At 73.5% G+C, this 14,194-nt stretch carries 12 protein-coding genes; 2 read left to right on the top strand and 10 right to left on the bottom strand.

The window, feature by feature from the left end; genetic code table 11:
* Nucleotides 1–72 precede the first annotated feature (72 nt).
* Nucleotides 73–1,518, bottom strand: a complete 1,446-nt coding sequence (ahcY, locus tag B9B60_RS06460) for an adenosylhomocysteinase (RefSeq protein ID WP_084450359.1) — start codon at nucleotides 1,516–1,518, stop codon at nucleotides 73–75.
* A 176-nt stretch (nucleotides 1,519–1,694) separates the two neighbouring features.
* Between ahcY and B9B60_RS06455 the strand changes: the two genes are divergently transcribed.
* Nucleotides 1,695–3,158, top strand: coding sequence for an HNH endonuclease (locus B9B60_RS06455; RefSeq protein ID WP_159451165.1), 1,464 nt, complete (start codon nucleotides 1,695–1,697; stop codon nucleotides 3,156–3,158).
* A gap of 5 nt (nucleotides 3,159–3,163) precedes the next feature.
* Here the strand turns inward: B9B60_RS06455 and B9B60_RS06450 are convergent, their stop codons facing one another.
* The 6 genes from B9B60_RS06450 to B9B60_RS06425 form a co-directional block, all read right to left on the bottom strand.
* Nucleotides 3,164–4,126, bottom strand: coding sequence for a DUF808 domain-containing protein (locus B9B60_RS06450; protein ID WP_084450357.1), 963 nt, complete (start codon nucleotides 4,124–4,126; stop codon nucleotides 3,164–3,166).
* Nucleotides 4,127–4,196: 70 nt separating this feature from the next.
* A complete protein-coding gene (locus B9B60_RS06445) occupies nucleotides 4,197–5,621 on the bottom strand; it encodes a mycothione reductase (protein WP_084450356.1) in 1,425 nt (474 codons plus the stop codon).
* Entirely contained in the window at nucleotides 5,618–6,793 is a 1,176-nt protein-coding gene (locus tag B9B60_RS06440) for an SIS domain-containing protein (protein ID WP_072625165.1), read from the bottom strand. Before B9B60_RS06440 ends, B9B60_RS06445 begins: the two co-directional genes overlap by 4 nt.
* Nucleotides 6,794–6,800: 7 nt before the next feature.
* Nucleotides 6,801–6,992: a Trm112 family protein gene (locus tag B9B60_RS06435; RefSeq protein WP_072625166.1), complete on the bottom strand. Its 192-nt coding sequence runs from the start codon at nucleotides 6,990–6,992 to the stop codon at nucleotides 6,801–6,803.
* A gap of 1 nt (nucleotide 6,993) precedes the next feature.
* Nucleotides 6,994–8,427 (bottom strand): phosphomannomutase/phosphoglucomutase, encoded by a 1,434-nt coding sequence (locus B9B60_RS06430; RefSeq protein WP_084450355.1) that lies wholly within the window; start codon nucleotides 8,425–8,427, stop codon nucleotides 6,994–6,996.
* A 42-nt stretch (nucleotides 8,428–8,469) separates the two neighbouring features.
* Nucleotides 8,470–8,853 (bottom strand): DUF3499 domain-containing protein, encoded by a 384-nt coding sequence (locus B9B60_RS06425; RefSeq protein WP_072625168.1) that lies wholly within the window; start codon nucleotides 8,851–8,853, stop codon nucleotides 8,470–8,472.
* Nucleotides 8,854–8,924: 71 nt separating this feature from the next.
* On the opposite strand from B9B60_RS06425, the gene B9B60_RS06420 reads away from it, so the two are divergent.
* Nucleotides 8,925–9,320, top strand: coding sequence for a metallopeptidase family protein (locus tag B9B60_RS06420; protein ID WP_072625169.1), 396 nt, complete (start codon nucleotides 8,925–8,927; stop codon nucleotides 9,318–9,320).
* Between the two features lie 21 nt (nucleotides 9,321–9,341).
* Here the strand turns inward: B9B60_RS06420 and B9B60_RS06415 are convergent, their stop codons facing one another.
* Genes B9B60_RS06415 through B9B60_RS06405 form a run of 3 tightly spaced genes read right to left on the bottom strand, consistent with a single transcriptional unit; the run spans nucleotide 9,342 to nucleotide 14,163 of the window.
* Complete coding sequence (locus tag B9B60_RS06415) at nucleotides 9,342–10,811, bottom strand: DUF5719 family protein (RefSeq protein WP_084450354.1); 1,470 nt, start codon at nucleotides 10,809–10,811, stop codon at nucleotides 9,342–9,344.
* Nucleotides 10,808–13,879 (bottom strand): glycosyltransferase, encoded by a 3,072-nt coding sequence (locus B9B60_RS06410; RefSeq protein WP_159451164.1) that lies wholly within the window; start codon nucleotides 13,877–13,879, stop codon nucleotides 10,808–10,810. Before B9B60_RS06410 ends, B9B60_RS06415 begins: the two co-directional genes overlap by 4 nt.
* Before the next feature lie 14 nt (nucleotides 13,880–13,893).
* Nucleotides 13,894–14,163 carry a WhiB family transcriptional regulator gene (locus tag B9B60_RS06405; protein ID WP_072625172.1) on the bottom strand — a complete coding sequence of 90 codons (270 nt, stop codon included), beginning with the start codon at nucleotides 14,161–14,163 and terminating at the stop codon, nucleotides 13,894–13,896.
* Nucleotides 14,164–14,194 lie beyond the last annotated feature (31 nt).

Raw genomic sequence — 14,194 nt, 5'->3', positions numbered from 1 at the left:
TGCGTCGTACCTCAGCCACCGGACGCAGCGAGGCCCGGAGACGGGTGTCTCCGGGCCCCGCTGTGACTGGGCTCAGTAGCGGTAGTGCTCCGGCTTGTAGGGCCCTGCGACGTCGACGCCGAGGTACTCGGCCTGACCCTTGGTCAGCTCGGTCAGCTCGACGCCGAGGGCGTCGAGGTGCAGGCGGGCGACCTTTTCGTCGAGGTGCTTGGGCAGGGTGGTGACGCTCGGCCGACCCTCCTCGTCGACGTACTCATCGGCCTTGTCGAAGAGCTCGATCTGGGCGATCGTCTGGTTGGCGAAGGAGTTGGACATGACGAAGCTCGGGTGACCCGTGGCGTTGCCGAGGTTCATCAGGCGGCCTTCGGACAGCACGATGATCGAGTGGCCGTCGGCGAAGGTCCACTCGTGGACCTGCGGCTTGATCTCGGTCTTGGTGACGCCGTCGATGCGGGCGAGGCCGGCCATGTCGATCTCGTTGTCGAAGTGGCCGATGTTGGAGACGATCGCCTTGTTCTTCATCGACGACATGTGCTCGGCGGTGATGACGTCGTAGCAGCCGGTCGTCGTGACGAAGATGTCGCCGTAGGTCGCGGCCTTGTCCATCGTCGTGACCTCGAAGCCCTCCATCGCGGCCTGGAGCGCGCAGATCGGGTCGACCTCGGTGACGACGACGCGGGCGCCCTGACCGGCGAGTGCGCTGGCGACGCCCTTGCCGACGTCGCCGTAGCCCGCGACGACGGCCACCTTGCCGCCGACGAGGACGTCGGTGGCGCGGTTGAGACCGTCGAGGACGGAGTGACGAGTGCCGTACTTGTTGTCGAACTTGCTCTTGGTGACGGCGTCGTTGACGTTGATCGCCGGGAAGAGCAGCTCGCCGGCCTCGGCGAGCTGATAGAGGCGGTGCACGCCGGTCGTGGTCTCCTCGGTGACGCCCTTGATGCCGGCGGCGACCGTGGTCCACTTCTGCGGGTCGGTCTCGAAGGTGCGGCGCACGAGCGCCTTGAAGACGCCGAACTCCTCGGAGTCCTCGTCGGTCGTGGGCGGCACCTGACCGGCGGCCTCCCACTCCTTGCCCTTGTGGACGAGCATCGTGGCGTCGCCACCGTCGTCGAGGATCATGTTGGGCCCGCCGTCGGCCCAGGTGAGGATCTGCTCGGTGCAGTCCCAGTACTCCTGCAGGCTCTCGCCCTTCCACGCGAAGACCGGGACGCCCTGCGGGTCCTCGGGGGTGCCGGCGCCGACGACGATCGCCGCGGCGGCCTCGTCCTGCGTCGAGTAGATGTTGCAGCTGGCCCAGCGGACCTCGGCGCCCAGCGCCGTGAGGGTCTCGATGAGCACGGCGGTCTGGACGGTCATGTGCAGCGAGCCGGCGATGCGCGCGCCCTTGAGCGGCTGGCTCTCGCCATATTCTTCGCGCAGGCTCATCAGGCCGGGCATCTCGTGCTCGGCGAGGCGGATCTGGTGACGGCCGGCCTCGGCGAGGCCCAGGTCGGCGACCTTGTAGTCGAAGGACACGTGAAAACTCCTGTGACAGGTGTGGGATCGGACCCGGCGCGACCCTTCTGGGCCTGTCGCGGGTCATCACCCACGCCGGCGCCGACAGTCTAGTGCCCGCGGTCCACCATCTTGCCCCAACCCTTGACGTTCTCGAACACATGTTCGATACTGGGTGGTGGGGAAAGGGGGCCGCGATGACGCAGCCGACGACAGCGTCGACCACTGACGACGAAGGGGGCGTGCTCGCGGGTCTGCGGGCGACACTCGCCGAGCTGTCGGGCACCGACGTCACCGGCCTGGGCGAGGCGGACCTCCTCGAGGTGGTCGCCGTGCTCGAGGAGGCGAAGGGAGCCGCGTCCGCGGTGCAGGCCCGAGCCACCGCAGCCTTCGTGGCCGACCGCGACGAGCGTGCCGGGCAACAGCGGGCCAGCGGTGAGATCACCCGACGTGAGGCCGCCGTCCTGCGCAGAGCTTCGCGGACCGAGGTCGCCCTGGCGCGACGTTGCTCCCCCGGCCAGGCCGACCGCCACGTGGGCGTGGCCCGCGCGCTCGTGACCGACCTGCCCCACACCATGGCCGCCCTGACCTCGGGTCGGATCAGCGAGTGGCGCGCCACCATCGTCGCTCGCGAGACCTCGTGCCTGTCCCCGGCCAACCGCCGCGAGGCCGACCGCCGCCTGACGAAGTGCCTGACCACCCTCGGTGACCGAGGTCTGGCAGCGGCCGCGCACCGCGCCTGCATCGACCTCGACCAGGCCGCCATCGTCGAGCGGCGCCGGCGCGCCGCAGCCTCCCGACACGTCTCTGCGCGACCGGCACCCGATGGCATGGCCCGGCTGAGCATCCTCGGCCCCGTCGTGCAGGTGGTCGGTGCCCTGGCCGCGCTCAAGTCCGCCGAGGCAGCCCGACGCACCGCCACCGGTGACCCGGTCATGGACGCCGAGCGAGCCGCCGACGAGCGCGGCGCGGGGGCGTGGCAGGCCGATACAGCGCTCGAGCTGTTGTCCGGACGAGCTTCCGGGCAGCCCCAACCCGTCGAGATCGGGATGGTCATGGACGCCGCGGTCGTCGACCCCACGCGTGGTCCGGGCGGCGGCCGGGGCGTCGGCGAGCGCGTCGAGGTCACCGGCTTTGGGGCCGTGCCCGCCGCGCAAGCTCGCGAGCACCTCCTCACCGTGTGCGCCGCCGAGGGCGACGATGGGGCCGGCACCTGGTTGCGCCGGCTGTGGACCGGGGCAGACGGACGCGACCTGGTTGCCATGACCTCCCGGCAGCGCGTGCACACCGGTGGGCTGCGACGCCTCATCGAGCTGCGCGACCAGACCTGCCGCATCCCGTGGTGCGATGCCCCCATCACCCAGATCGACCACGCCCTCCCCGCAGCACGCGGCGGACCCACCTCCGCGGGCAATGGTCTCGGGGTCTGTCAGCGCCACAACCTCGACAAGGAGGCCCCGGGGTTCACCGTCCGGATCGAGTCGACCGGCCTCGATGCAGACGGTCCCGACCCCGGCGGAGGGCCCCACGCGATCACGCTGTCCACGCCCACCGGGCGCACGGTCCATTCGCACGCGCCGCCGATCCTCGGCCACGGCCGAGACGTCCACACCACGTCCCGCGTCGAGATCCTCCTCGAGGAGTGGCTCAGGGCCGCGTAAGCGGGTCAGTGGGCCCCGGCGGTCTCCCCTTCGTCCTTGCCGAAGGGCAGCACGTGCATGACCGCCACGACGAGGGCGCCGACGAGCAGGCCGAGGATCGCCGACGCAACGGTGTTGGTCAGCCAGCCGAGCACGCCGCCGAGGGCGCCGGTCGCGTGGTGGACCTGCTCCTCGAGGTGGTGGACGAACTCGTAGGGCTGCGGGAGCCAGCCGGTCTCCTCGAGGCCGACGAGGATGATGTGGCCACCGACCCAGAGCATCGCGGCGACACCGACGACGGAGAGCACGGTGAGCAGCTTGGGCATGCCGGAGACGAGGCCCTGCCCGACGGTCTGCGAGAGGCCGGACTCGCGCCGGGAGAGGGACAGGCCGATGTCGTCCATCTTGACGATGAGCGCGACGGTCCCGTAGACGACGAGCGTGATGAAGACGGCGACGACGACCATCACGGCGAGCAGGTACCAGAAGGAGTCGTTGAGCCCCTCGTCGAGCACCGCCTTGAGCGAGATGACCATGATCTCGGCGGAGAGGATGAAGTCCGTCGTCACGGCACCCTTGACGATCGTGTCCTCGTCGCCGACCTGCTCCTCCTCCCCGGCGTGGTGGCCGTGGCCGGAGACCTTCTCCCAGATCTTCTCCGCGCCCTCGAAGCACAGGTAGGTGCCGCCGAGCATGAGCAGCGGGGAGAGCAGCCAGGGGATGAAGGCGTTGAGCAGCAGGATCGCGGGCACGATGAAGACGAGCTTGTTGCGCAGCGACCCGACGGTGATCCGCTTGATGATCGGCAGCTCGCGCTTGGGGTCGAGCCCCTCCACGTAGCGCGGGGTGACGGCCGTGTCGTCGACAACGACCCCGGCGGCCTTGACGCTGGCCCGGCCCGAGGCTGCGGCGACGTCGTCGATGGACGCGGCTGCGGCCCGCGCCAGCACCGAGATGTCGTCGAGCAGGGCGAAGAGACCGCCGCTCATCGCCGGGATCCGGTCATCGTGTGGGTCATGTGCACGGGGACAGCGTATGGGAGCCGGACGGTCGGTGCGCTCAGGCGAGCGGCGGCGACTCCACGTGGTCCTCGGGCGGGTTGAAGTCGAGCCCGAGCAGCGCATTTTCGACGACCTCGGTGAGTGCCGGGTGGATCCAGTACTGGCCACGGACCATGTCGGCGACCGGTTGGTCGAAGGCCATCATCTGGATGAGCGGCTGGATGAGGGTCGACGCCTGCGGGCCGACGAGGTGCCCACCGACCAGACGCCCGGTGCGACGGTCGGCGATGACCTTGCAGAGGCTCGAGGTGTCCTCCATCGCCCAGCCGTAGGCGGTGTCGCCGTACCGCTGCACCTTGACGCTGATGTCGAGCCCCTGCGCGCGGGCCTCCTCCTCGGTGAGCCCGACGGAGGCGATCTGGGGGTGGGTGAAGACCGCGGCCGGGACGGCCGTGTGGGTGTAGGACTGCAGGTCGTCGGGGTGGGCGAGGTTGTGGGCGACGACGCGCGCCTCGTGGTTGGCGACGTGCTTGAGCTGGAAGGGGGATGACGCGTCGCCCAGGGACCACACCCCGTCGGCGGTGGTCCGGCCGTGCTCGTCGACGACGACCCGGTCGTCGTCGTGGACCTCCACCCCGGCGACGTCCAGCCCCATGTCCTGGGTGCTCGGCCGGCGGCCCGTGGCCACGAGCACGACGTCGGTGTCGACCGTCGACCCGTCGGAGAGGGTGGCCGTGACGCCGCTGCTGGTCCGACGCATGTCGGTGACGGTGGTCCGGAAGCGCACGTCCCACTGCTCCGCCGCGGCCGCGGTGAAGGCCGCCGAGATGTCGCCGTCGAGGTGGCGCAGCAGGCGGTCTCCACGGGCGGAGACGACGACCTCGGTACCGAAGGCGGAGAAGACGTGCGCCATCTCCATGGCGATGTAGCCGGCCCCGACGACGAGCATCCGCGCCGGCAGGTCAGGCAGCCGCATCACGGTGTCGGAGGTGTGCAGCTCGACGCCCTCGCGCTCGGCGGCAGCCGCCAGCTCGTCGGGGATCACGGCGTGGGACCCGGTGGCCACGACCACCTGGCGGGCACGGACCTGCTCGGTCCCACCGTCGAGCAGCGCCACCTCGAGCTCGCGCGGCCCGGTGAAACGCGCCCGACCGCGCAGCAGGTGCACCCCTTCCTCGTCGCGGCGATAGGCCTCACCGGCCGCGGAGATCGGGTCGATCCGCCCGAAGACGCGGTCGCGCACGTCGGTGAAGCGCACCCGCTCGAGCGTCGCATCGACACCGAGCCGCCCCCCTTCGCGCACCGCGGTGGCGATCTCGGCGACGTGGACGTACATCTTCGTCGGGATGCAGCCAACGTTGAGGCAGGTACCGCCGAAGACGGCACCGCCCTCGATCATCGCGAAGGTGCGGTCCGACAGGTCGTCGGTGAGCAGGCTGTTGCCGGATCCGCTGCCGATGACAGCGATGTCGACGTCGATCACTCGGGGGCCTTCCTGGGCAGGTGGAGGTCGGAGATGCCGGGGGCGGTCGCGGGGTCGAGCCCGTGACCGATGGCGAGATAGGTGGCCGCGAAGTCGGTGAGCGCGACGAGCTCGGCGAGCCGCTCGAGCGGGTGGCCGGGCGAGGCCGTGTGCTCGAGGACCCGGACCCCGCTGGCCCCGGCGTGGTCGGCGACCGACTGTGCGGTGTTGTGCCGCTCGACCTCGCTCGGGCCGTCGCCGGTCGCCGGGACCGGGTCGCGCAGCAGGAGCAGCCCGAGCTGTGGACCAGCGGGGCCGTCGAGGTAGGGGTCGGCGAAGACGTCTCGCCCGCCGTCGGGCGCCTGCTGGCCACCGGCGTAGGGCCCGGACAGGCAGGCGACGACCTGGGCCGCCGCATCGGGCAGCCGGCCCCAGGTGGCGGGCGTGCGCGCCGTGCGGGCGAGCATCGCGCTCGTGCGGTGCGCCGCGACGCCCGTCACCGGTCCGTCGCCGAGGACGACGGGCGCCAGCTCGGACAACTCCAGGGCCAGGGTCTTGGCGGGGTTGACGAAGTACTCCGCATCGGGCCGGAAGCGCTCGGCCTGATCGTCGAGTCGGTCGGCCACGGCGGCGAGCACCTCGGGTGGGACCTCGGCGACCCCGCAGGCGGTGGCGGCGAAGAGCGCGGGGGTGACCAGCCCCCACATCGCCGTGCGCGAGTGCCCACCCGGTACCTCGACGGGCACGTGCACCCCGCGGGCGTGCGCGGCCGCATCGGCGAGCGGGCTGTCAGGAGCGCCGATCGTCAGCAGCTGGGCGCCGCGCCGGGCGGCTTCGCGCGCCTGGCGGACGGGGCCCTCGGCCCGCCCCGAGAGGGAGACTGCGATGACGAGGTCGAGGGTGCCGACCCAGCCCGGCAGCGGGCCGGAGCCGTCGGCGCTCAGCAGGACGGGACCGCTGCGCGAGACGAGCAGGTCGAGGACCGCGCCGACCGCCTCCGCTCCCCCGACCGCGGCGACGTGCACCGCCCGGGGACGGTCGCGCGAGATGCGGGCCAGGTCGGTCTCGGCGCAGACGGTGCGCGCCCGTCGCACCTGGGCTCCGGCGCCTGCCAGGGCCCGCAGCATGTCGGTGGTGTCGACGGCGCGACGGTGTCCCTCGTCGTCGAGCAGCATCTCGTCGAAGGGGGTCATGATCGCCTCAGCCCCGGGGCCGGGCCTCGTCGACGAGAAGGACGGGGATGCCGTCGTCCACCCGGTAGGCCAGACCGCAGTCGGCGCCGGTGCACACCAGCTCCGGGCCGGCGGCGCCGGTCTCGTCGCGCAGCTCGGCGCGGCACGCGGGGCAGCGCAGGATCTCGCGCAGCCAGGGCTGCATCGTGGACTCGCTCATGTCAGGCCTCTCGGATCGTCGTCAGGACATCGTCGCGCACCCGCGCCATCGTCGCCTCGTCGGCGGCCTCGACGTTGAGCCGCAGCAGCGGCTCGGTGTTGCTCGGGCGCAGGTTGAACCACCACTGCGGAGCGCCATCGGCACCGGGCAGGGTGACGGTGAGCCCGTCGAGCTCGTCGACGCTCGTCCCCTCGGTGGCATGCCGCGCTCGCACGACCTCGGTGACGGCGGCGGCGTCCGCGACGGTGGAGTTGATCTCGCCGGAGGCGACGTAGCGCTCGTAGGGCGCCATGACCTCGCTCAGCGGAGCGTCGCTCTCGCCGAGCGCGGCGAGCACGTGCATCGCGGCGAGCATGCCGGTGTCGGCGAACCAGAAGTCGCGGAAGTAGTAGTGCGCCGAGTGCTCCCCGCCGAAGACCGCGTCGTGCTCACTCATGTCGGCCTTGACGTAGCTGTGGCCCACCCGCGTGCGCACGGGACGGGCTCCCGCCTCGGCGATGATCTGCGGCACCGCGGCCGAGGTGATCGCGTTGTGCACGATCGCCACGTCCCCCGGGGCGCGCCCGGCGGCGACCTCACGGGCGATCTCGCGGCTGGCGATCATCGCGGTGATCGCGCTCGGGCTCACCGGGTCGCCGTGCTCGTCGACGACGAAGCAGCGGTCGGCGTCGCCGTCGAAGGCGATGCCGATGTCGGCGCCGTGGCTGCGGACCCGCTCCTGGAGATCGACGAGGTTGGCCGGGTCGAGGGGGTTGGCCTCGTGGTTGGGGAAGGTGCCGTCCAGCTCGAAGTACATCGGGTCGATCGTGAGCGGCAGGCCCGGCAGCCCCGAGTCGGTGCCGAGGACGGCCGGGACGGTCAGCCCACCCATGCCGTTGCCGGCGTCGACCGTGACCCGAAGGGGGCGGCAGCCCGACAGGTCGACCAGGCCGCGGAGGAAGGCCGCGTAGTCGGCGAGGACGTCGCGTCGGGAGATGGTGCCGGGGCGGACCCCGTCGAAGGCCGACACCCCGGCATCGAGGTGGGCCTGGGCGAGGTCGCGGATCTGCGCCAGACCGGACTCCTGCCCGACCGGGCGGGCGCCGGTGCGGCAGAACTTGATGCCGTTGTAGCGGGCCGGGTTGTGGCTCGCGGTGAACATCGCGCCCGGCAGCCCGAGCGCCCCGCTGGCGTAGTAGAGGCCATCGGTGCTGGCCAGCCCGATGAGGATCGCGTCGACCCCACGTGCGGTGATCCCGCGGGCGAGGGCGTCGACGAGCTCCGGGGAGCTGGGCCGCATGTCATGCCCGATGACGACCGCGGACGCGCCCTCCTCGAGGGCGACGACCGCGGCGAAGGCGGCACCGAGGGCGTGCGCCACGTCGATGTTGAGCTGCTGCGGGACGAGGCCGCGCACGTCGTAGGCCTTGACGAAGTCGGAGAGCGTGGTGGTCACCGCGCCAGCCTAGTTCGCCCGGCGGGGGCGTCGGGGGCGGGATCAGTCGCGGTCGCGCAGCACGCGCAGGTGGCCACGACGCCCGGTCTCGGTGACGCTCGTCGGCTCCGGTCGCGCGCTGGTGGCGACGTGCCGGGTGCGCTCGGAGTCGGTCTGGGGCTCGGGGCGGCGGCGCACGACCTCGGCGAGCGCGACGAGGTCGTCGTGGGTGGCCGGCGCCGGCTGGTCGGCGGCCAGCCGCACGACGTCCCAGCCGCGAGGAGCGGTGAGCCGGTCGGCGTGGTCGTCGCACAGGTCGTAGGCGTGGGGCTCGGCGTAGGTGGCGAGCGGGCCGAGGACGACCGTGGAGTCGGAGTAGACGTAGGTCAGGGTCCGCGCCGCCGGTCGCGGGCACGCGGCACGGGAGCACTGGCGAGAGACGGACACCCGTGCAGGCTAGGCCACGATCGCCGCGATGTGCGACGCCACGCCGTCGGCGCCCACCTACGATCGGGAGGGTGAGTCGTCATCGAGATCGTCGTGGCCGGGGCCTGCGCGGCCCGCTCGCGCACCCTGCCGTCCCGGCGATGGCGACCCGGGCGGAGGCCTTCGACGACCTCGTCATCGACACCGCACAGCGCTTCCGCGGCGTGCTCGGGCGCCGGTGGGGCGACGTGGAGTTCGCCGTCGAGGACATCCCTCCGTCGGACCCCGCCGGCTGGGAGGAGGGCGTGCCGCTGGCCCGGCTGTGGCCGGCACACGGGCCCCTGCCGGCGCGCATCGTCGTCTACCGCCGCCCCGTCGAGACGATCTCCCGCGGCACCGACCAGGCCGAGGTCGTCCACGAGGTCATGGTCGAGCAGGTCGCGCGCCTGCTCGGGGTCGACCCCGACGAGGTCGATCCGCCCCGCTGAGCCCAACCCTGCGAAGGGAAGTCAGCGGGCCTGGACGACCGGCACGTCGCGCACGGCGACGCGCGAGGGCAGCAGCGGCAGCGAGGCGGCCTGGGCCTCCTGGGCGCCGGGCGCGCTCAGGACGAGCGCTGCGGAGTGCACGCGTCCGCTCACCGGCCGCACCCACACGGCATCGGCCCGTCCCACCGGCAGTGCCTTGCTGCGCGCCTCGTCGAGGCTCACCTCCTCGGTGCTCACCTCACCGTCCCGGGAGACGAGCACCTCCACCTCGGCGGGACCGTCGGCCGCGGTCACCTCGACGAAGGTCCGGGCGTCGTCGGCGCTCGCGCTCGGCAGCGCCACCCCGGCCAGTCGCCCGATCGCGGGCGTGGCGACCGACCAGGCCATGTCGCTGCGCCCCTGCGTGCCCTCGGCCCGGGTCCAGGAGGCGGCGACGACGGGTTCGTCGGACTCGACGACCCAGGAGCGCATGCCGTCGGAGGTCTCGAGGTCGACGTCGACGACCTCACCGGCCGGGACGGTGACGACCTCGGCGCTGCGGGCGGCATCCTCGCTCAGCCGGCGGACCTGGACGACGGCGTCGCGATCGCCGGGAGCCGCGATGACCAGACCGCGGTCGGAGCCGTTGGCATTGCCCGGGAGGACCAGGCGCGTGCCCGGCTGCGCGGTCGGGCCCACGACGTCGACGCCTGCCGGGGTCAGCCCGTCGAGATGCTGGTCGACGATCACCGGGGCCACGAGACCGCCGGTCGTCGTCACGTGCACGGCCTGCGGCGCCTCGGTGCCGCCGAGGCTGTCGAGCAGCACGGTGCTGCGGCCGCCGGCCGGCACGACCACCGAGCGGTCCTTGGCGTCCCCGCCGCCATCGGCACCGAGGGCCTCGACCCGGGCGCTGACGGCATTGCCGCCCGGGTTGGTCAGGACGAGCCGCTCCTGCCGGCCGCGGTCGCCGCCGCCGGCGACGAGCCACGCATCGGCCGTGGGAGCGGCGCACGGGAGGGCGGCCAGACCCTGGACGTCCTCACCGGAGACGGTGAAGGACTCGGTCGCGACGAGGCCCGGAGCCCGCTCGCCGGTGCCCCGCACGCGCACCGACTCGGCGCCGAGCTCGTCGCGCGACACCTGCGTCGGGCCGCTCTCCGAGGAGTCCTTGGGGTCGGTGGCGCTCGCCTTCGACACCTCCTCGACGGTGATCCGGCCCGGGTCCTCCGAGGGGCTGACGACACCGTCGAGCACCTCGCCGGGAGCGGCCATCGCGTCGATCGCCCCCGTGACGTCGACGGCCGGGGAGTCCTCTCCCCCACCCGCGAAGGGGTCCCCCGCACAGTAGGAGGTCGTCATGGTGGTCGCAGCGCTCGACGCGCCGTCCGGGGCGGAGGTCGCCTCGGGCGCGGCCCCGATGCGGTCGGCACCGACCACGCCGGCACCGGCGACGACCGCGACGGCGAGCACCCGCGAGACCGGGGTCAGCCAGGGGCGGGATGGGCTCATCGGGCATCCTCCTCCTCGGGGTCGATCCGCCGCTCGGTCGGCAGGGCCAGGTAGAGGGCCAGGACGAGCGCGAGCCCCTGCCCGAGCTTCCACCACGGGTGGCCGGCCCCGAAGGAGACGCTCACCTCGTCAGTGCGCTCCGGCAGCTCGTAGGTCGGGACCGCGCTGTGCGTCTGGGCGGTGAGGAGGCGCCCGTCGGCGCGCACCTGCGCGCGATCGCTCCAGTCGAGCGACTCGGCGATGGTGAGCGTGTCGGCTCGGGGGACGGACACGTCGCCGGCGGTGTCGGCGTGCGGACCCTCGACGGCGACGGCCTCGCTGGTCCGCTCGGTGGAGACCCGCACGCGCGAGGGCACGGACTCACGGGTGAGGTCCGAGCGCACCGCCCAGGTCGTGGTCCCGGCGCTGGAGCCGAGTCGGCTCAGGCCCGGTGAGGCGTCGACGAGTCGCCGCTGGGCCTCGCTCGGCTCGACCACGACGAGGTGGGAGACGCCCTGCTCGGCGAGCACGTCGGCCGGCAGCTGCTGCCCCTCGCCGGCGCCGAGGAGCTGCGCGACGGCGGCGGCGACGTCCTCCTCCCCGGGCACGGGGGTCGAGCCGGCGGCCAGGTCGCGCACCAGGTCACCGGGCTCGGCCCCGACGAGGCGGTAGGTCACACCCTCACCGGCGGCCTCGACGACGAGGGTCCTGGCGCCCAGATCCCCCTCGGCAGCGGCGGTCGCAACGAGCGGGCGCGGGTCGCGCCAGGTCGTCAGCCCGTCGCCGTAGGAGTGCTGGCCGACGACGACCCCGCTGCCGACGGCCGCCACGGTCAGGCCGACCGCCGGCACGAGGAGCCACAGTCGACGGCCGGCACCACGCAGCCGGTCCGGCAGCGTGTCGGAGGCGAGGAGCACCGCGACGAGGGCACTGCCGACGAGCACGATCTGGCCGAGGCCGGCCCACGCGGTCACGGCGGCCCCCGGGTCCGCGGCACCGGCCGGACGGTGGCCGAGGACGAGGTGCGGCGCCCCGAGGGTCCAGGCCAGACCGACCAGACCGACTCCGGCGGCGACCCACGAGCCGGGGCGCCGGCCGGGCACGGCCAGGGCGAGGACCCCGAGGGCGAGGACCGCCGCGGTCCACCACGTCGTCGGGGCTCCACCGGGCAGCTGCCCCAGGGCGAGCCGGGTCGCGGGCGTCGCGATCTGCAGGTCGGTCAGGCCCCACCCGGTGAGCAGGCGGGCGGGCTGCGCCTGGAGCGCGAGCAGCCATGGCCCGGCGAGGACAAAGGGGGTGAGCGCGAGGGTGATCCCGCGGGCCCGACGGCGCGCGTCACCGACGAGGAGCAGACCGAGGCCGACGACGACCGTCACCACTCCGAAGACGGGGGCCACGGTCGCGAGCAGGGTCGCCCACAGCGCCGTGCGCACGGTGTCGCTGTAGGCGGTGTGACGGCGCGTCGCCCGCACGAGACCGGCGGCGATGCGCGGCAGCAGGACCAGCGCGAGGAGGGCACCGATCCTCCCTTCGCCCACGGCCAGCGCGGCCGGCGCAGTGGTCACCCACGCCAGGGCGGCCGCGGCACGCACCCACCGGTGCGTCGAGAAGGTGCGGCTGGCGCCCCAGGCGGTGGCCGCCGCGACCGGCAGGGCCGTGACGACGAGGAGGGCCAGGACGACGCCGGCGGGCGAGTGGCTCGCGCCGAGGCCGGGGAGCCAGGAGACGAGCGCCGACAGCCCGGCGAGCACGACGAGAGCGGGGCTCTGCTCGCCCGCGGCCCCCCAGCCCTGACCGTGCCAGCCGGTCCACCAGGCGTCCCAGAGCTGGCCGGCGGTCGCGCGACCGCCGAGCAGCTCGCCGCCGACCAGACCCGAGTCGACGCGGTGGCGCAGCTCGCCGGTGATGTGGCGGGCCGACCACGCGGACAGCCCCGCGGCGAGCAGGACGAGCCACAGCAGCGGGTGGGCGAACCACCCTCCCCTGCGCTCGACCTCGAGGGAGCGGGCCTCGACGCCAGGATCGCGCCCGACGCCGCTGCGGGCGTCGTCGACGATCCGACGACGGGCGTCGGCGGGGGTGACGAAGAGCGCGTCGAGGTCGGCGCGCGCGACCTCGCGCGGGGCTCGCCCCCGCAGCCGGGACCGGAGGGTCCGCAGGTCGAGAGCGGCGGGGATGCTCGCGAGCTCGTCGGCCCCCATGCCGGGGCGCTTGAGGACGACGAGCGCCAGCCCCGTGACGAGGCTGCTCAGCAGGACCCACAGCGCGAGCAGTGGCGCGGTCGCGACGTGCGCCCGGGTCAGCGCAGCCCGGCGGGCCTGACGCCGGTGCTCGTGGGACGGGTGCCGCTCGGCCGCCGTGGGCTGCACCGCGACGGCGGCCGTGGGGACGACGACGACCCGGCGGCCGGCCCGCTGCGAGCGCCAGCCGAGGTCGAGGTCGCCACCGAAGTCGCCCAGGGAGGGGTCGTGCCCGTCGAGCCGCTCGTAGGTGTCACGGTCGATGAGCAGCCCCTCGAGGGGCGCGGCGATGGCGTCGACGTCGGCGTCGTGCTGGCCCTGGTCGGTCGTGCCGGCCTCGGGGTGGGGGACGATGCGGCCGGAGCGGGTCACCTGCAGGCCCATCCGCACGAGGCGGCTCGGGTCGCGCTCGTCGACGAGCTTGGGTGTGGCGAGGCCGACGCCCCGGCCGCTGGCGGCGACGAGACGACGCAGCGCCTGCGGGTGCGGTCGGGTGCGCGAGGTGAGGACCCACACGAGGTCGTGGCCCACGTCGGCGCGGGGCAACCGGTCGATCATCGCCGGCAGGATCCGGCGGACCCCGCGTCGGGGGCCGAGGGTCGTGGTGAGGACCTCGATGTCGGCCTCGCCGACCGGAGCGAGGAGGTCACTCGTGTCGCCGAGTCCGTCGATCGCGCCGTCGACGAGGAGGATGCGGTCGGGCAGACGGTCCTGGGCGAGGAGGGCGCTCAGGACCTGCCCGGTCCCCTCACGGTCGCGCGCGACGACGACTGCGGTGACGGTCGCCGGGGGCGCCGTCGTCCGCCGAGAGGGTGTGGCGGTGGAACTCGCGGGGGTGGGCTGCGTCACGACCTCGCCGACAGTCAGACTGCGCGCTTCTTGAGCTTGCGTCGCTCGCGCTCGGACAGGCCACCCCAGATGCCGAAGCGCTCGTCGTGCTCGAGGGCGTACTCGAGGCACTCCTGTCGCACCTCGCACCCGACGCAGACCTTCTTGGCCTCGCGCGTGGATCCTCCCTTTTCGGGGAAGAACGCCTCGGGGTCCGTCTGGGCGCAGAGCGAACGCTCCTGCCAGGACAGCTCCGTGGATTCGTCGGCGAGCTCTCCACCGGTGATCAGCTGAAGTTCGTGCATGGTCCCTCCTCGACCTCGGCACTCGACCCTG

Origin of the sequence: Janibacter indicus (genome assembly GCF_900176385.1) — a bacterium.
GTDB lineage: Bacteria > Actinomycetota > Actinomycetes > Actinomycetales > Dermatophilaceae > Janibacter > Janibacter indicus.
Note: the sequence above shows the minus strand (reverse complement) of the source record. Positions and strands in the feature narration are given on the sequence as shown.